The 16,616-nt window shown below is 54.1% G+C and carries 16 protein-coding genes; 7 read left to right on the forward strand and 9 right to left on the reverse strand.

Translation table 11 applies throughout. The features are described from left to right. Positions 1-35 precede the first annotated feature (35 nt). Genes Pla22_RS00080 through Pla22_RS00090 form a run of 3 tightly spaced genes read right to left on the reverse strand, consistent with a single transcriptional unit; the run spans position 36 to position 2,774 of the window. Positions 36-1,709 (reverse strand): putative ABC exporter domain-containing protein, encoded by a 1,674-nt coding sequence (locus tag Pla22_RS00080; RefSeq protein WP_146512776.1) that lies wholly within the window; start codon positions 1,707-1,709, stop codon positions 36-38. Then, entirely contained in the window at positions 1,702-2,460 is a 759-nt protein-coding gene (locus tag Pla22_RS00085; protein ID WP_146512777.1) for an ABC transporter ATP-binding protein, read from the reverse strand. The genes Pla22_RS00080 and Pla22_RS00085 overlap by 8 nt, the downstream gene beginning before the upstream one ends. Further along, the gene (locus Pla22_RS00090; protein WP_146512778.1) at positions 2,457-2,774 is read right to left on the reverse strand and encodes a TfoX/Sxy family DNA transformation protein; all 318 of its coding nucleotides are present in this window, start codon (positions 2,772-2,774) and stop codon (positions 2,457-2,459) included. Before Pla22_RS00090 ends, Pla22_RS00085 begins: the two co-directional genes overlap by 4 nt. Positions 2,775-3,059: 285 nt before the next feature. On the opposite strand from Pla22_RS00090, the gene fba reads away from it, so the two are divergent. Together fba and Pla22_RS00100 are read left to right on the forward strand one after the other, a co-directional pair. Continuing rightward, complete coding sequence (gene fba / locus Pla22_RS00095; protein ID WP_146512779.1) at positions 3,060-4,082, forward strand: class II fructose-bisphosphate aldolase; 1,023 nt, start codon at positions 3,060-3,062, stop codon at positions 4,080-4,082. 40 nt (positions 4,083-4,122) lie between these two features. After that, complete coding sequence (locus Pla22_RS00100; RefSeq protein WP_146512780.1) at positions 4,123-5,550, forward strand: class I adenylate-forming enzyme family protein; 1,428 nt, start codon at positions 4,123-4,125, stop codon at positions 5,548-5,550. Here the strand turns inward: Pla22_RS00100 and Pla22_RS00105 are convergent. The 3 genes from Pla22_RS00105 to tatC all read right to left on the reverse strand — a co-directional run bounded on the left by Pla22_RS00105 (position 5,547) and on the right by tatC (position 9,756). Continuing rightward, positions 5,547-6,824, reverse strand: a complete 1,278-nt coding sequence (locus tag Pla22_RS00105; RefSeq protein ID WP_146512781.1) for a protein kinase domain-containing protein — start codon at positions 6,822-6,824, stop codon at positions 5,547-5,549. The genes Pla22_RS00100 and Pla22_RS00105 overlap by 4 nt on opposite strands. Next, positions 6,821-8,467 (reverse strand): serine/threonine-protein kinase, encoded by a 1,647-nt coding sequence (locus tag Pla22_RS00110; RefSeq protein ID WP_165440445.1) that lies wholly within the window; start codon positions 8,465-8,467, stop codon positions 6,821-6,823. Before Pla22_RS00110 ends, Pla22_RS00105 begins: the two co-directional genes overlap by 4 nt. 221 nt (positions 8,468-8,688) lie before the next feature. Continuing rightward, positions 8,689-9,756 carry a twin-arginine translocase subunit TatC gene (tatC, locus tag Pla22_RS00115; RefSeq protein WP_146512783.1) on the reverse strand — a complete coding sequence of 356 codons (1,068 nt, stop codon included), beginning with the start codon at positions 9,754-9,756 and terminating at the stop codon, positions 8,689-8,691. Between the two features lie 235 nt (positions 9,757-9,991). Here tatC and Pla22_RS00120 point away from each other — a divergent pair, with 235 nt between their 5' ends. The 4 genes from Pla22_RS00120 to Pla22_RS00135 all read left to right on the forward strand — a co-directional run bounded on the left by Pla22_RS00120 (position 9,992) and on the right by Pla22_RS00135 (position 13,734). Beyond that, positions 9,992-11,008, forward strand: a complete 1,017-nt coding sequence (locus Pla22_RS00120) for a type I phosphomannose isomerase catalytic subunit (protein ID WP_146515127.1) — start codon at positions 9,992-9,994, stop codon at positions 11,006-11,008. Positions 11,009-11,276: 268 nt separating this feature from the next. Continuing rightward, entirely contained in the window at positions 11,277-11,543 is a 267-nt protein-coding gene (locus tag Pla22_RS00125; protein ID WP_242631694.1) for a membrane or secreted protein, read from the forward strand. A gap of 95 nt (positions 11,544-11,638) precedes the next feature. Beyond that, positions 11,639-12,799: a pseudouridine synthase gene (locus Pla22_RS00130; RefSeq protein WP_146512784.1), complete on the forward strand. Its 1,161-nt coding sequence runs from the start codon at positions 11,639-11,641 to the stop codon at positions 12,797-12,799. Positions 12,800-12,855: 56 nt separating this feature from the next. Then, positions 12,856-13,734: a dihydroorotate dehydrogenase electron transfer subunit gene (locus Pla22_RS00135; protein ID WP_146512785.1), complete on the forward strand. Its 879-nt coding sequence runs from the start codon at positions 12,856-12,858 to the stop codon at positions 13,732-13,734. A gap of 45 nt (positions 13,735-13,779) precedes the next feature. Here the strand turns inward: Pla22_RS00135 and Pla22_RS00140 are convergent, their stop codons facing one another. Beyond that, a complete protein-coding gene (locus Pla22_RS00140) occupies positions 13,780-14,901 on the reverse strand; it encodes a hypothetical protein (RefSeq protein ID WP_146512786.1) in 1,122 nt (373 codons plus the stop codon). Between the two features lie 283 nt (positions 14,902-15,184). Here Pla22_RS00140 and Pla22_RS00145 point away from each other — a divergent pair, with 283 nt between their 5' ends. Continuing rightward, the gene (locus tag Pla22_RS00145) at positions 15,185-15,418 is read left to right on the forward strand and encodes a hypothetical protein (RefSeq protein WP_146512787.1); all 234 of its coding nucleotides are present in this window, start codon (positions 15,185-15,187) and stop codon (positions 15,416-15,418) included. A gap of 114 nt (positions 15,419-15,532) precedes the next feature. On the opposite strand, the gene Pla22_RS00150 is transcribed toward Pla22_RS00145, so the two are convergent. Next, positions 15,533-16,162 carry a sensor histidine kinase gene (locus Pla22_RS00150; protein WP_165440446.1) on the reverse strand — a complete coding sequence of 210 codons (630 nt, stop codon included), beginning with the start codon at positions 16,160-16,162 and terminating at the stop codon, positions 15,533-15,535. Next, complete coding sequence (locus Pla22_RS00155; RefSeq protein WP_146512789.1) at positions 16,155-16,520, reverse strand: STAS domain-containing protein; 366 nt, start codon at positions 16,518-16,520, stop codon at positions 16,155-16,157. Before Pla22_RS00155 ends, Pla22_RS00150 begins: the two co-directional genes overlap by 8 nt. Between the last annotated feature and the right edge of the window lie 96 nt (positions 16,521-16,616).

The following is a 16,616-nucleotide window of genomic DNA, read 5'->3' on the forward strand; positions in this document are numbered from 1 at the left end:
ATCGTGCACGGTTACTGCTGCAGAAAAAGCTCTAGCTAAATTTCCAATTCACGGCGATCAAACAGCGTTCCGGTGATCCACCAAACTAACACCTGACATACAAATGCCGAAACGGCGGTCGCAAGCAAACTGATCGTTACATTGAAATCCGTCCAGAACCCCGCGATCAAACCGCACAAACCGGCAAACATGACCGTGGGCAACAATCCAAGACTTGCCAACATCATGAAGAGCATTGCTCGCCCTCCCTGCAGAATATCAGGAGTGCCATCAGGGATCGGACGCAAATTCGTTCCGGCTCCTAGCAAGCCAATTGAAGACACAAAAGCTAGGTCCGCTGAAATTCCGAGCAACAAAATCACAAGGTCTTGGCCAATCCATCGCGATGACACCAATGTGGCCGGCGCAAAGAAGCAAAGTCTCAAAACTAGCAACGGAACAAACCCGCCGGCTAACATCCCTACAGCGAGCGGAAAGGGTCGGACGGCAAACGTCTTGAACATCAACAGCGACCTTACCGGCGCCGAGAAGCCTGATGGCGAAAGCGATGTGGTTAGGAACGCAACATAGCACGAGATGCCCATCGCAATCGGAACCGAAGCACTTCCTTGACGTTCGCGAAGCAGCATCATTTGCTCCGAGAAAAACACCAGGCATACCGTGGCAACGGTGATCGACACGAGAACTGCCAAGCTAGCGATGCGACCGTTGCGTCGCCAAAAACCAGTTAGCTGCAACCATGCGACCGGACCGGCACCGGCGAGAAACGGTAACCGCGGTAGTGACCGATGACTCTTGGACGCGAACCACTTTGTTCTCGAGATATCGCCATCACGCAACCGTTGTATTCTTTGTTGGCGTTTCGCTATCCCCGCAACGGCGAGCTCAGCGAACCCGTCGTTCACTCGGTAACATCCCCACAAGGCCGCACCAATCAAGGCCATACAGATAGCTAGCGAGACAAAGAAATCTACGGCGTGTCCAGGATTAATCAGATTTGCAAACGGCTGCATGGGAAGCGTAAGCCAAGTTCCAAAACCGCTATCCATCATGGCCAATAGAAAACTCTGAGCCGACCAACCAATCGTTCCCTCAACAAATGGCGGAATCGCCATTCCAACAAATACGATCAGACAAAGTCCTATTGACGATTGCAGCAAAACGCTTCGGAAAGGGGTCAGGAAAGGATTGGTCAGCGTCCGGATAACGATTAGCGAAATCACAAAGATTCCGAACAGGTACATCGACAGAAAACCAGACCACCACTGGGGCAAGTATGGCATCGCCATGACCGAACCAAATAAGCACATCAAGAACCACGCCAAGAAAAACGTGATCAAGCGATAAGACAAGATATGATTTGCCGTAAACGGCCCCGCCAATACGAACTGCAATTCGGGCGGCTTTAGTTCTAGCAACGCTATCCCGCTCTGAGTCGCTATCGCCAGCAAACCAATCAAGGTAAAGATCACCGGTGCGACGGTGGGCAAGTCGATGACTGCCGATCGCATTTGATCACCAGCGTAGAGACTCGCGACGACACTTGGCACCACGCCCCCGACGATCATCGCAAGCATGACCAATGCAACCAGAATCCCGGTGGGCTTTTTGATCTGTTTGGTAAAGGATCGCAAACCACCACGCAACAGTTGACGTGTCAGTCCAGAGAGTGCGGGATCGACGAATTTCGACAGGAGCCTTTCATTCATCGACGGCCTCAATTGATTTCGCCGGCGTCCATTGATCGTCCGCAGTCAAGCGAAAGAACACTTCTTCGAGGCTTTGAGACGTACCGCCAAATTGAGATCGAGCCTCGCTCATCATTCCCGAGAACAAAACGTCGCCAGATCGCATTAGGACCAAGTGCGTGCAAATGTCCTCAACGAGAGTGAGTAGATGGGAACTGATCAGCACCGTGGCTCCCCTTGCAGCCTGCTGCGCTATCGATCGCTTGAGCAATCGAATGCTCGGTGGATCGAGACCGGTCATCGGTTCGTCGAGCAGCAGGACCTCGGGCTCGCGAAGATAGGCGCAAGCGATGGCCACTTTTTGCCGCATGCCGCGTGACAACTCCGACGCCAAAGTTTGTCGTTTAGCAATCAGTTCAAATTGCGTTAGCAGTGCTTCCCCATTGGATTGCCAGTCCTTGAGCCGATAAGCCGATGCGATAAACATCAAGTGCTCCCACACGGTGAGCGACTCGAAGAGGGGTGGATCGTCGGGAACGTACGCCACACGCTGCTTGACACCCACCGGATCAGATCGCAGATCTATGCCTGCGATTTGAAAGCTGCCTGACGTTGGTCGCAAGATTCCGCATGCGGTTCGGATGGTCGTCGTTTTGCCGGCTCCGTTGGGCCCAACAAGGGCAGCGACCGTTCCGCCGGGGACATGGAACGAAATCCCGTTCACGGCCGTGAAATCGCCATAGCGTTTCACGAACTCGTTAGCTTGAATCATGAGCCGTGTTCCTTTCGCATTCGCGCGGTCAGTTCCTTGAAGCGGCTCTTCTTCACATCAGGGATCGCTCGCCAATCGATATCATGCACCGCACCGTAGAGTGCGTATAGGTAAACCGCGTTGAACGTTGTTCCACCCCCATTTCGATGCCTAGCCCCTCGAGCGATGCGGCCGAGCATCAACACTTCAAACGTCTTCTCGATTCCCAATTCTTTGATGTCACCGAGCGTGTAAATCTGCACCGCGTTGAGGTCTCGTTCGCAGGCAACACCGAGATTTCGCAACTGAGCGATGGGAGTGCAGTCGTCTGGCATCGAAAATGGACCTAATGAGAGCGATGGCGGGAAACGGACGTGTAGGAGGGCATGGCCCCATAAAAGAAGCAAAAAAAGGGAGAACCAGCCCGTTTCGCCAGTTTGCGACTCCCGATTCTACGCATGACAGCACCGCTGCGAGTGCCTCGCGGGCTGAAATTTCCCCCTGAGAAGCGATTGAGGGAAAGCCAAGTCGTCAGCCCTTGCGATTTGTGCATTTCGGCGGATAATCCTTGCTGAATTCACGAACCTTTCCGTTCCCGTATTAGATTTAGGGCCTCCATCATGCCTTTGGTTCCTCTCCGAGTCGTTCTTGATCACGCCGCCGAAAACGACTACGGCGTCGCCGCTTTCAACGTCAACAACATGGAACAAATTCAGGCCATCATGGAAGCCGCTGCGGAGACTGATTCGCCAGTCATCATCCAGGCTTCTCGTGGTGCTCGGTCATACACCAACGACGCATACCTGCGTTATCTGATGATGGCCGCCGCCGAACTGCACCCCAGCATTCCAATCGTGATGCACCAAGATCACGGCAATAGCCCTGCGACTTGCCAATCGGCGATCGACAACGGATTCACTTCGGTGATGATGGACGGTTCGTTGAAGGAAGACGGCAAGACCCCCGCCGACTTTGAGTACAACGTCCGAGTGACGAAGGAAGTCGTTGATGCAGCACACTCGCAAAACGTCAGTGTGGAAGGCGAACTTGGTTGCCTCGGATCGCTTGAATCGGGCGAAGGCGAACAAGAAGACGGACACGGCGCCGTGGGCGAACTCACCCACGATCAACTTCTTACCGATCCTGACGAAGCCGCTCAATTTGTTGAACTGACCGGCGTGGACGCGTTGGCCGTTGCTATTGGAACGAGCCACGGTGCGTACAAGTTCACCAAGAAGCCAACCGGCGAAGTGCTTGCGATGGACCGCATCGAAGCGATTCACGCCAAGCTGCCCAACACCCACTTGGTCATGCACGGTTCGTCCAGCGTGCCTCAAGAACTTCAAGACATCATCAACCAGTACGGTGGTGAAATGAAGCAAACTTACGGCGTGCCGGTTGAAGAAATTCAACGCGGTATCAAGAGTGGTGTTCGCAAGATTAACGTCGACACCGATTGCCGCATGGCTATCACCGGTGCGATCCGAAAGGTCCTGACCGAAGACAAGGGTGCGTTTGACCCACGTGCGTACCTTAAGCCAGCTCGCGAAGCAATGAAGCAAGTTTGCGTTGCCCGCATGGTTTCGTTCGGTCAAGCCGGCAATGGTGCCAAGCTCGCAAAGGCTTTGGGCGTCTTGGCCTAAGTTGGTAGGCAAACCAGGGTTTGCTTACTGACAAGCTCCAATGCTTGAAATTTTAGAACAACATATCAACCAGCGTGGCAATTGTGCCGCGCTGGTTGATTTCGTTGAGGGACCTATCTCTTGGGCTCGGCTTGGGCAAATGGTCAATACGGCGATAAATCAAATCGCTCAGTTTGACCTTAGTCGCCCACTCATCCACGACGCTCCCAATGACCTCAATGACGTTGTGATCGCACTCGCAATCGCCAGTTTGGGAGGCATCGAAGCTCCACTTGATTCTCGCCTTGGTCCCGCCGAACGACAGCGTCGAGTGGATATTCTCGGTGGTCAAGTTTTTGAACTTCCACCTATAGAAAGCGTACCGGCTGAGGTTTCACCAACTGAATCTGAGTCATCGGGTTTGCGGCCCAGTGGCGATTCGATCTACGCGTCCGAATCACGTCACTACACGCACGACGTAACATTCTCATCCAACGGGAGAACGATCCTGTGGACCAGCGGCACTACTAGCCTGCCGACCGGGGTTGTTCAGCGGCACACGGCTTGGCTCGCTAACGCAGCGGCAAAACTAGCAGCCGTTCCGCAAATGCCCACCGATGTTCGTTTGACAATGCTTCCTCTTTCTCATGCCTACGCGAGAACATGTGACCTTGGGACGTGGTTACTATCAGGTTGCACTCTAGCGGTCACGTTGGGCACGAAGGGTTTGATGACCTATGGCCCAAGCGTCAACCCAACATTGATCAATACGGTTCCTTCGGTCGCACGCCAACTTTTGCATGAAGACCTCGATGCCGTAGGGCTCAGCCGATTGCGATTGCTTGGCGTTGGTGGAGCTGCCTTAGCTCCCGGCGACTTTGATCAATGGAGCAAGCGAAGGGTGACAGTGATCCAAGGTTATGGGCTAACAGAAACCGGACCGGTGATCTGCAGCGCCACCCCCAATAACGCGACCGCAGGATTGGTAGGTGACTTTGTCGAAGGATGGCAAACTCAAATCCGCAGTGGCGAATTGTATGTGCGAGGGAGCCATGTCATGGAAGGATACTACGATGCTTCGGAAACCACGGCAAAAAAGATTGACACCGATGGATGGCTTCGGACAGGCGACCTTGTCAAGCGAGACGAACCGTCCGGACAACTTAGAATCCTCGGTCGTGTCGACGATGTGATCGTGCTCGGCAACGGAATAAAAGTCCATCCAACAAGTGTCGAGCGCGAGGTTGAGTCTCTACCCGGTATCGACCACGCACTCTTGCTAATGCGTGACCAGCTTGAATTGTGGATCGATGGCGACGAAGCAACCTTACCTGACATCGAAAAGCTAATGCAGTCTTTGCTTTCCTTCTGCGATGTCTCAATAGGCTTTTTCGAAGAACCGCTATCGCTTGCCGCAAACGAACTAACATCGAAACTAACCGTTCGACGCCATCAAGTAATCGCCAATCGGTTCGGACACTCGACCTAGCCCTGCCAAGAGACCCAGTCAGCTTCGACTCCTCCTGCGACCGCCACAGTGTCGAGTTCGTGCAGCAACTTTGTTGCCGAGCGATAACGCGATTCGGGCGACTTGCTTAGCATTCGCATCACGACTTCACAAAAGTTTTCGTTGAGTCCCATTTGGAACTGAGTCGGATGTTGAGGCTCTTCCGTCTGTTGCTTCTCCAGTAGCTCGGCAAGACTATTGGCTTGGTAAGGGGGCACCCCGGTCAATAAGGCGTACAGCGTCGCACCGAGTGAATACTGGTCGCTTCGCTGATCCACTACTGTGCTGTCGGTGATCCGCTCGGGTGCGAGATACCCCAAGTCACCAATGACTTCGCCGGGTCGCGTTAATTGAGGCGCATCGGTGTACTGCAGCGCTCGAGCATAGATAAGATCGGTCAACAGGAAGGCTTGATCGTGATTCCGCCGTAACAAATTCGCGGGAGTGACGTTTCGGTGAACAACACCATGCTTGTCTGCTTCTTCCAAGGCGCGTCCAATATGAACCGCGACACGAAGCACCTCTCGCCAATCCAACATCCCGCTGATTCCAATTGTTTCGATCAACTCGGCCACGCTGATACCGTCGATCCAATCAAACGCAGCCCAACAATACGGACCGGTCCGGCCGGCCTTGCGAGTTCGTACGATGTTAGGATGCTTGATCGGTAACATGGTCCGCATGGCCCGAATGAATCGTTGTCGTTGAACTTCAGTCGAAACCAAGTTGGGCCTTAAAATCTTGACCGCAACTTTCCGATCGTGCTTTAAGTCAACGCCCCTGAACACCACGCTGCTAGAGCTAATCTGGATGAGCTTCTCAAGTTCAAAACGTAGAAAAGTGTGCCCTTCAAGTTGCTGTATTTTCGCAATCGACAATTCCGGCGGTTCCTCAGTGGCGGACTGAAGATTCGCATGAGCTCCGACCATCGTCGCCGCATCAAGTGTATCAGCACTACGAACGCGCAGGCGAGTGTCGCCGATCTGAATGCACGATCCAATCGACACGGGCTCAGGTGCATCAATCAATCCTCCATCAACGATTGTCCCCCCAGCACCCCCGACATCCGCAATGACAGGCGTTCCGTCATTCCAACGGACCTCGCAATGAATGCGGCTGATACTGGGGTCTCTGATCTGGCTATCACTTTGGCTACCACGACCGATGACGAAGACATGATCAGGACGCAGCGTAAACTTCCTACCGGAATCTGGACCATCCGAAATTTCAAGGAACCAAGTTCGAGCTTCGATCATATTTGTTCATCCATTTTTGGCGTGCCTTGTTCAACATTCACTTCTCCGCCAACTCTAGAGTCGACATCGATTGGCAATAGCCCCAGCAATGCACGATCTATCACAGACATTTTCTGGGGGAACCGCTTTTGAGCTTCAAGTATTAGTTCGTCTACATTCATCTCGTCCAAAGGTCGGACCTCAACACCGCTATCTAGATTGGACTCGTTGAACGAATCGGGAGATTGAGCTTTTTGCATCAAGGCAACCGCGCCGCGAAGACGCGAGACTGTCGCGTCACCAGGTGCGATTAGGTTTTGCTGCGAGGTCTGGATCGCTGCGATTAGCAACTGCATCGACAATTCGGGACGAGACGTTTGGTAGTGGTCTGCGGCGGCAAGCAAACGTTGAATTTCGAAACTTACGTAGTTCGCGTCCGACGCAATTTGGTCGGCAGTTGGGTTAGACGAACTGCGACCCGTCACGCTGGCGAACACTCGCCGCTCGGTTTGCCGCATCTGCACTGCTACTTCCAAAGCGTCGGTAAGTTCAGCAACCTCGGAACGAGTTCGCACCAACGCAAACATCGACACGATGTTCATCAATATCAACAACAATGCCGCGGAACCTGAAACACTGGCAAGCATCACATGGGCGCGCAGAAACATCTTCATTCGTTGCAGTACCCCGGGCGGACGCGCCGATATTGGTTCCCCGGTAAGAAAGCGTTTCAAATCGTTTGCTAGTTCTGATGCACTGCCGTAGCGATCCGCAGGAGACTTCTGCAAGCACTTTCCCGTGATTACATCGAGTTCGATTGGCACTGCGGAATTGAGCGAAAGGGGACGCACCGGTTCTTGGGTCAGCACCTGAGAAACAACGTCGATGGGAGTGGCGGCTAGAAAAGGTGGTCGGCCGGTCAACATCGCATACAAGACGGCCCCAATAGCGTAGACATCGCTGGCGGGCCCGACTTTTCCACCGTTTGCACCCGCCTGCTCGGGCGGCATGTAGTGTGGCGTACCGATTAATTCACCGGTGGACGTCAGGTCGCTGCTTGATCCGAGTGTTTTGCTCACCCCGAAGTCCGTGATCATCGCTCGACCATCGCAATTGATCAAAATATTGGCAGGCTTCAGATCCCTGTGGATGATCTTGTGGTGATGAGCGTGTGAGATGGCATCGGCGGTTTGAAAAGCAATCTCCGCTGCAATATCGGGCTTCAGCGGCCCATCCCTCAGTCGCTCGGCCAGACTTTCTCCATCTACAAGGGCCATCACAAAATAGGGCAATCCTTGCCAACGACCAACTTCATAGACCGGCACAATCCCTGGGTGATCAAGCGAAGCCGCGAATCGAGCCTCGTTGTCAAACCGCTGACGCAATTGATCTCGATCGCATCCACCTTCCAACACCATCTTGACCGCAACCATGCGATCCAATGATTGCTGGCGTGCTTTGTAGACCACTCCCATGGCCCCGCGAGCGATCTCACTTAGCAACAACGAATCGCCAACCAACGTTCCGATGACGGGAAGGTTGCCAACGCAATCGTCGTGTTCACTTTGCGACTTATCCGTTGGACCGGCATCGTCCTCACGACATTGCTGCCGCGTGCGGGTTGGGTCATCAAGCCCGTCGTATGCGTGCGACTCGATGCTCATGCGAGCCGATTCTTGAAGTCGTTTCTGGCCACGGACGTCATGCCTGTACCACTGGATTGTCAAATTGAAACTGCGTGTTGGACGTACCATAGCGGCGTCCACACGCGGAAGCAATTTGCGCCAACCAGGTCTTCACACAGCATTCACCAAAACTAAATGCTGGCGGAAAATCCCTCTAGGCTAGGCGAATGATCTCGCCAATCGGCAGCCAAGATCAAACCCTAAGCAGGGTCGTAGGCGTCGCTTCCCAAGCCGCGGCCCTGCGGTATGAACTTGCACATCAAGATCCCAAGCATGTACAGAAACACCAGAGGAATCGCCAAAGCAACCATACTGGTAACGTCAGCGGGCGTTACGATCATCGAAATCACAAAGATAACCAACACCGCGATCTTCCAACTGTCAACGTACGCTTGGGTTTCCAATAGTCCAATCCGTTGCAGGAACAACATCACGATGGGCAACTGGAAAGCAATGCCAAAACCTAGTGGTAGCATTAGCACGAAATTGACGTAGTAAGTCAAACGAGGTTCCACCGCGACATCCATGCTACCGTTGAACGCGAGCAAGAACGAAAGGACATAGTGCAGCACCAAGAAGAACGCCAACACGACCCCTGATACAAAAAGTACGACGCTAACCGGCAGGTAGATGTAGACGTAGCGTCGTTCGTGCGAATGCAATCCAGCGGCGATGAAGGACCACAAGTGATAGAACACCATCGGTGACGAGAACACAGCACCCACGATGAGCCCCGCCTTGACCCAAACCATAAACGGCTCTTCGACCTTTAGTGAACTTAGCCCGGTGCTGGACTCTCGAAACTGCACGACCGGCTTAAGCGAATCCGTCGTGGGCAGGGAACTCAACAACTTGGCCAGATCACTAGGGTCAACGGTCACTTCCGCCGCGGCAGTTTCCTGATTCTGCGAATTGACCTGGATCGAATCTGAGGTCAACGATTGATACTCTTCGGGAACCGTATAGATCACCTCGGCTACCAACGAGTGTTCGGTCATGAAGTCACGAATCGGCTGAGACTCGTCGGCCTTAGGATCGTAGCCCAACTTGTACAGGTCTCGATCGGCTTGAAAATTCCGAATGGCAGATTCGAGCGGTTGCTGAATGAATAGAATCACACTGTCGGCGAAGAACAGTCCGATGATCAACCCACCGGCAAGCCAAGCCACAGCGTGAACCAAACACTTACGAAGCTCTTCGAGGTGCTCCCCGAAGGTCATCGTTGAGTTTTCAAACAGGTCGTCTTGGGGGCGGGCGATACGATCCACCAGTGGATTCTCTCATTGGGTGCGAAAGCGGAATGGACGCTTCAGACGTCTTCACGAACCGCCATTGTAGCAGCCCGAAAAAATCCCGCCTCTGGGATCCGCTGCATGTGGTTAAAACAGAATCGCTTGACTGCTAAAACGCTAATAATTAAACGTTGCTTCCACTTGAAGTGCTCATTTTCCCGGCCCGATCGAGTCGATTTGGGTTCCCGCCATAGATTCGCCACTAACTATGATGAAGCCCTACCCGCTTGCCTTCCGCCCCGTTCTAAAACAAACCATTTGGGGTGGCCGGAAACTTGGCCAACGTTTGGGGAAGCCCATCGGCCAGGACGACAACTACGCAGAGAGCTGGGAAATCGTCGACCATGGGACCGATCAGAGCATCGTGGCCAATGGTTCGTTGGCGGGAATCGCTTTGGATCAATTGATCCGCGACCATCCCCAATGGCTGCTGGGGTCTTCAGCCAGCCAGCTTTCGTCTGGTGGCGAGAGCTTGTCATTTCCACTGCTGCTGAAGTATTTGGATTGCAACCGAGTGCTTTCGGTTCAAGTTCATCCTGACGATGCCTATGCGAAACGTATGTCGCCTCCCGATTTGGGAAAGACCGAGGCTTGGTACATCGTCGAATCAGATCCCGGCGGACTCATCTATGCGGGCCTCAAGCCCGAAGTCGACCGTATGATGCTCAGTGAAGCGATCGACGCGGGACAGACCGAGGAAGTGCTTCACTCGTTTCATCCCGAACCTGGCGATATCGTTTTCATCCCCGCGGGCACAGTTCACGCATTGGGAGCCGGCCTGCTTGTTGCCGAAATTCAACAGTCCAGTGACACCACGTTTCGCCTTTTCGACTGGAACCGCGTCGATGCCGAAGGCAATGCACGCCCGTTACACATCGAGCAAAGCCTCGAAGTATCCGACTATTCATCCGGACCAGTCGCGGCCAAGCGCGCCGACATGGGCGCCGCCGGATGGCAAACCATGGTGGATTGCGACAAGTTCGTGCTGAATGTTTTGATTCACGGCGAGGGTAGGATCGGCGGGGACGACAAGTTTCACATTGTTACGGTCCCACGTGGAAAGGCCACTTTGCATGTTGGATCGGAAACCACAACTTTGTCGGCTGGGCAATCGGTGTTGCTCCCAGCTTGCATGCCAGCAAGTACTATCACGGCGGTCGAGATGCCATCGAAAGACGGCGATGGACAACCATCTTCCACCGTATTGACGGCACATTTGCCGAACTGAGCCGCCAAGTGCTTCTTGACCCCACGGGCAGTTGCATTGCACACATTAGGCAAGACCCTCACGATCCCATGTGATTCAGGACCAGATTCCGAAGGTTTGCTATCGTGAGGAGCGGGCGTGAAACGAAGTAGGTCAATGCGACACTGGCGGGGATTCCTCTATCCGTGTTCGTGCCGCAAATACTACGCTCCCAATCCAAGCTTCAGGATCAGTCCGCACCGACTGTTTCTGCTGCCAGATCTATCCTCCCCCGGAAGGTTCTCTGGTCATGCGCCGAGATCAACAAAACATCCTGCTGCTGATTTGTTTCGCAGCCATTGCCACAGTTTCCTTAGGCTGCCGCGGCCAGGGAGTCTTGCCACCGGCCGGGCCGATGCTTCGTCAACAAAGCCAAGCGATCATCAACGATCCGTTCCCGCAAAACGATATCGGGCCCTACGAAGCGGCATCGCGGCCACCGGACTACCAACAACCGTTGCCAGAGGCCGTGCGAAATCGGATCCATCGTGACTCCACTTATGGGTTTGGGCGTTAATCAGAGCCTTTTTCCCATCACGATTGCCGGGTGTGGCAAAGTAGTCGCGAGTGTTACGTTGTAGGGTATTCTTGCCCTTACTTCCTGGCACTCCCATGGCCCCCAAACCCAAATCCCGTCCGTCTTCGAAGGCCAACTCGTCTGGCCCCCAACGTCTGCAACGAGTATTGGCATCCGCCGGATATGGCTCGCGACGACAATGCGAACAACTAATCGAAGACGGTCGCGTCGAGGTTGATTCAGAAACGGTCACCAAGCAGGGCGTCTCGGTCGATTTGGAAACGCAAAAGGTGCGTGTCGATGGCGTGCTTCTGAAGAAACAAAAGCTTGTCTATTACGCCGTCAATAAGCCGACTGGAGTGGTCACCACCAACCGAGACCCGCAGGGGCGTCCGAGGGTGGTGGATTTGGTTCCGCCGAGCGAACGGGTGTTCGCGGTGGGACGCCTCGACCGCAGCAGTGAAGGTTTGATCCTGCTGACCAACGACGGCGAACTTGCTCAACGGTTAACGCACCCCAAGTTTGGAATCCGAAAGATCTACCGCGTCGTTGTAGCGGGTAAGGTCGAAGGCGAAACGATGAAGAAGATGCGGCAAGGCATCTACATCTCGGACGGATTTGTGCAGGTCGAGGGCGCCAAGATCCTAAAGGCAAAAGCTCGCGCAACGGAAATGGAAATCACGCTGCGTGAAGGCAAGAATCGCGAAATTCGCCGCATCTTGGCTCGGCTTGGACACAAGGTTCAACAACTGCAACGAATCGCTGTTGGCCCGCTACGCCTAGGTGACATTCCCGTCGGTGCGCACCGTTTGCTAATGCGCGACGAAGTTGACAAGTTGTGGGCAGCAGTCGAGGCAGCCGAGAAACAACATGAGCGCGAAGCGACCGAAAACACCGATGCGCAAACGCCCCGACGAAAGACGGCGCGACCTAAGAGCAGCACGCGATCGACTTCCACTCGTACTCAAGGCAATGGCCCTCGCAAAAAGTCCGTCAAAAAGACTTCCGGCTCAGTTCGTCCTGGAACCAAGAAAGCTCGCACGAAAGAAAAGCCCACCGCAGATCCGCTGTCCTTCTTGCCAGCGACGGGATCCAAACGTACTGGGGCAGTGATCGGCGGCGACTCATCCCCAGATCCGAAGCCGGCCAAGGTTAAGAAAGCTAAGACGGGAAGAAAGCCGACGCGAGCCAATCCAACGGGTGCGGCCAGCGGACGGAACTTCAATAAGAAATCCGCACGTCGAAAAAAGAGATAGTAAATTCCTAGGGACCTCTGATTCACAGGTTTCACTTGTGAAGCCTGCAACGCTGTATGACCAAACTGCACGCCGATTACTACGCCGATTCGATGACTCAAGTGAGGACCACGATAGTCCTCAATGAACAGATTGCCGAATCTACCTTTCGCCTTCGTGTTGAAGCGGCTCCGATTGCCGCCAATGCGGTGCCGGGGCAATTCGTGATGATCCGCATGGCCGGTATCAACGCGCCGCTGATTGGTCGAGCCTTAGCGATCTACGACATTCTTGATAATGACCAAGGTGAACCCACGTATGTGGATGTGATTTATCTGCGGAAGGGTGCACTGACAACACCGCTTTCGTCGGCATCCGTCGGAACCCCGATCGATTTGTGGGGCCCGCTTGGAAACGGATTTTCAAACCGCGATTGCCAAACGCTCATCATGGCGGTCGGCGGCATCGGACAAACTCCGATGCTGTTGCTTGGTCGTGAAGCGCTCGGTGACCAAACCTTTGGGGTCCAGAACCGTGCCTCCGGTTGGGCTCAGAATGCCGAGATCATCTACGGTGCTCGAAACGCCAACTTACTCGCTGGCGTCGATGACTTTCGCAAAGCGGGTTTCGAAGTAACGCTATGCACCGACGATGGATCTTTAGGCCAACAAGCATTGGTGCCAGATGTACTAAAAGAGCGTCTGACTGAGATCCAGGATCTTTCCACCGTCCGTGTGGTCACCTGCGGCCCCGAAATCATGATGGAGAAGGTCGCCCAGCTCTGCGAATCGATGGGCGTTGATTGCCAAGTCTCGATGGAAACACCGATGGCTTGCGGCATCGGTATCTGTTTCAGTTGCGTCGCCAAGGTTAACCAAGACGACGGCGAATGGGATTACAAGCGAACCTGTGTAGAAGGCCCGATCTTTGACGCCTGCAAGATTTGCTGGGATTGAGATCCGCCAGGCGTGAGCCCGTTTGCATTAAGAATGCCCTAGGCATCAGCGATAAAAAGACCCTGATGTCGTGGGCGATTCTTTGCCGCTCGGATATCCAGAAGCCTGACCCGTGCTTCCGGGTGTGTAGGAACTAGGCGCGATTGTCCCCGCCGAGTCGCGGCCACCGAGGCTGCCTGCGGCGTTTGCTGTCGCGTAGCTCGCAGTAGTCGCCCCTGGCGCGGTCGTATCAGGAGTAGTCGCGATACTCGCGTTCATCGTCGGTGATTCCTCAGGCAAACTATACGCCGACCCGGTGCTCGTGGAATTGGGTGGCGTGATCGACGAAATGGCTGAACCTAAGTTCGGCAAATTGGAAGGCAATGAGAACCCGCCAGACGACGGACCAGAGTTCGATTCACTGGTCGAGGATGTCGTTGCGGCCATCTTCGGTGGCTCGTAGCTCGGCGTCTGGCCTCCCATTGCCGGAATTCCAGGTACTGAATTCCCCGATGATTGTCCGCTGGGTGACTGGCTACCGAGTGACTGGCTACCGAGTGACTGGCTACCAGGGGCTTGGTAACTAGATGCGGCGCTTGCATAGCTTGTCGGCGGAACGGCCGGAGCGGTTTGAGGCGTCGCCTTCGGCTCAAAGGACTTGCTGCCAAAGGTGTAGGGTGAAGGTTTCGCAGCCGACGTCCCTGGATACGAATTGGTGGAAGCCAATCCATTGGTGGCGGTTGAAGGTGTCGAAGCCGGTTGCCCATAAACGCCGTTGGCTTGAGCCGCAGCAAAATTGGTTTGTGGAGTAGCGGTGCCTGGTGAGACATTAAAGCCAGCGACTTGCATGGTCCCAGACGGGTCCATCGGATTCGCTGGCATGGTTGACGGAGTGGTAGTCGACGACGGAGCCTGCGTTCCCCCGGCAATCGACGCGATGGCTTGCGGAGTCGCCGAGGTGCTCGGCGGAGCAGGGTATGTCGTTGAAGGTCCGGTCCCGGCGAGCAATTCAGCCGATGGCTCGCTATTGCGTGCAAACGGATTCATGCTTCGCATCTTCGACGAACCGCGACATCCAGCGGTAGCAAACACAGAAAGGGTACACACCATCAAAACAAAACCCTTGACCCGAATAGCGGACGCACCGCTCGGGCTCATTGATTTTTCGTTGGTCCACTGGTTCAGCATCGCTGTCTACCTTTTCCCCACCCATGGTCACAAATGTCTCTGGTGAATATCCCGCTGTACGCGTTCAATTCACCTTTTACGCCAGGACGTTAGAACTTCGGAAGATCGAATGTCAATGCTGGTTTTATCGCAATTGGAATGATGGGATGGAATCGAATCTTGCTCGCCACCCAAGATCTTCAATTTTCTCTCTGGACGCTCGCATCACTTGCTTGATAAGAGGTTAGCGAGAGCCTCCTGAAGGGGCGTCAGATCTCTGAATCCCAATTAAGTGACAATAGCTATGAATATCAATTTCTTTGAATGGTTGCGTGACGGTGTTCGTCAGTCCGTATTACTAGGCGTGAGCGATGCTATCGAAGAAATTGGCATGCCTGCTGACAACAGCGACATTGACCCGAATGTTGCCGGTCTGTTTTCCCAAGACCAAACGAAAACGAAGCGGGGGCGATCCAATACCGGACGCAAACGCCTGGGCAAATCACTCAAAGAAATGGCTCCTGCGGACGCAAAATAAAGTTGGCACCCTATCACCCATCATTGCGATGCAACCGATCGCGAGGATGAGATTCGCGATTGAGCAACTGTTCGCAACTTAGAAACTGTTCGCGATTGAGCAACCGCTCGCGATTCAATCGCACGGCAATTTGACGCGAACCGTCGTCGGACCGCCGGGCGTTGATTCGATCGCTAAATCACCGCCCATGACCTCGGCGCGGCTCTTCATGGCTGCGATCCCAAAATGCCCTTCGCGATCGAGAGTGGGATCAAAGCCTTCCCCATCGTCAGTGATGGTGAGCAAATAATCACGATCGGATCCGCGATGAAAGAACACTGAGATGTTCTTTGCTCGGCCATGCCTAATTGCATTGCGACACGCTTCGACCGTGATTCGATAACTAGCTAACGCAACAGGCGAAGTTTGGCCGTCGTCGGTGTCGGCAACGTCCCACTTGATCGTTGGCAGTGTTTGATAAAGTCGAGCTAACGTATCGGCAGCAGCCCTGTCCCACGTCGTGGAGTCCAAGGCGGGCGGATAGATCTCGGTTAGTAACCGACGCCCCGTTTGCATCGCTTCATCAAGCCACTGTGCGACTTGATGCAATTGATCAAGATCATCTTGTTCGAGTCGGCCCTTGGCGTCTTCAAGCAGTCGAGTGATACCGGCCGACGATGCAAAAATAAACGGCAGCACGGCATCGTGGATTTCATGTCCGATCCGAAGCCGTTCAAGTTCAACCGGGTCGCTTGGACTAACCAAACCAGCCCTTCTTGTCAAAACTGGCAATGGCTTTTTCTTCGCTGCCTTGGATGTCAAAAAGTTTGTTCAATTTCGTGATCTTGAACACTTCCAACACGTTGGGCGAGACTTCACAAAACTTCAGGCTCACTCCTTGGGCTTTGCACCCCTTGTTGAGCATCACCAACTTGGTGATCATCGCCGACGACATGAACGAGACACCGCGAAAGTTCAGCAGCAGTTTCTTGTGGATGGCTTGCGGAACGACTTCTTGCAGTTCCTTGCCGACCTGCTCAATACGCTGGCTATCAAGAATCTTGCTGTCGGTAAAACCAGCGATCATGATCTCGCCTTGGTTCTGGGTAGTGATAGCAGCCATGGGAATTCTTTCCGGTCGTTCGGGGCCAGTAGAGCGGGTCATCCGCTCCCTTCGTCTCTATCCCTCTAAGGTACCAAGCGGCTCTCTCACTGGCAA

This window comes from Rubripirellula amarantea (assembly GCF_007859865.1).
Taxonomy (GTDB): Bacteria; Planctomycetota; Planctomycetia; order Pirellulales; family Pirellulaceae; genus Rubripirellula; species Rubripirellula amarantea.

Excerpts from the sequence above, each read along its gene's own strand:
- Pla22_RS00110 (WP_165440445.1), bottom strand. The coding sequence starts at position 8,467 with ATGAGCATCGAGTCGCACGCATACGACGGGCTTGATGACCCAACCCGC.
- Pla22_RS00140 (WP_146512786.1), bottom strand. The coding sequence starts at position 14,901 with ATGCTGAACCAGTGGACCAACGAAAAATCAATGAGCCCGAGCGGTGCG.
- Pla22_RS00120 (WP_146515127.1), top strand. The coding sequence starts at position 9,992 with ATGAAGCCCTACCCGCTTGCCTTCCGCCCCGTTCTAAAACAAACCATT.
- Pla22_RS00090 (WP_146512778.1), bottom strand. The coding sequence starts at position 2,774 with ATGCCAGACGACTGCACTCCCATCGCTCAGTTGCGAAATCTCGGTGTT.
- Pla22_RS00080 (WP_146512776.1), bottom strand. The coding sequence starts at position 1,709 with ATGAATGAAAGGCTCCTGTCGAAATTCGTCGATCCCGCACTCTCTGGA.
- Pla22_RS00105 (WP_146512781.1), bottom strand. The coding sequence starts at position 6,824 with ATGATCGAAGCTCGAACTTGGTTCCTTGAAATTTCGGATGGTCCAGAT.
- Pla22_RS00125 (WP_242631694.1), top strand. The coding sequence starts at position 11,277 with ATGCGCCGAGATCAACAAAACATCCTGCTGCTGATTTGTTTCGCAGCC.
- Pla22_RS00155 (WP_146512789.1), bottom strand. The coding sequence starts at position 16,520 with ATGGCTGCTATCACTACCCAGAACCAAGGCGAGATCATGATCGCTGGT.
- Pla22_RS00135 (WP_146512785.1), top strand. The coding sequence starts at position 12,856 with ATGACCAAACTGCACGCCGATTACTACGCCGATTCGATGACTCAAGTG.
- Pla22_RS00145 (WP_146512787.1), top strand. The coding sequence starts at position 15,185 with ATGAATATCAATTTCTTTGAATGGTTGCGTGACGGTGTTCGTCAGTCC.
- Pla22_RS00085 (WP_146512777.1), bottom strand. The coding sequence starts at position 2,460 with ATGATTCAAGCTAACGAGTTCGTGAAACGCTATGGCGATTTCACGGCC.
- Pla22_RS00100 (WP_146512780.1), top strand. The coding sequence starts at position 4,123 with ATGCTTGAAATTTTAGAACAACATATCAACCAGCGTGGCAATTGTGCC.
- fba (WP_146512779.1), top strand. The coding sequence starts at position 3,060 with ATGCCTTTGGTTCCTCTCCGAGTCGTTCTTGATCACGCCGCCGAAAAC.
- Pla22_RS00130 (WP_146512784.1), top strand. The coding sequence starts at position 11,639 with ATGGCCCCCAAACCCAAATCCCGTCCGTCTTCGAAGGCCAACTCGTCT.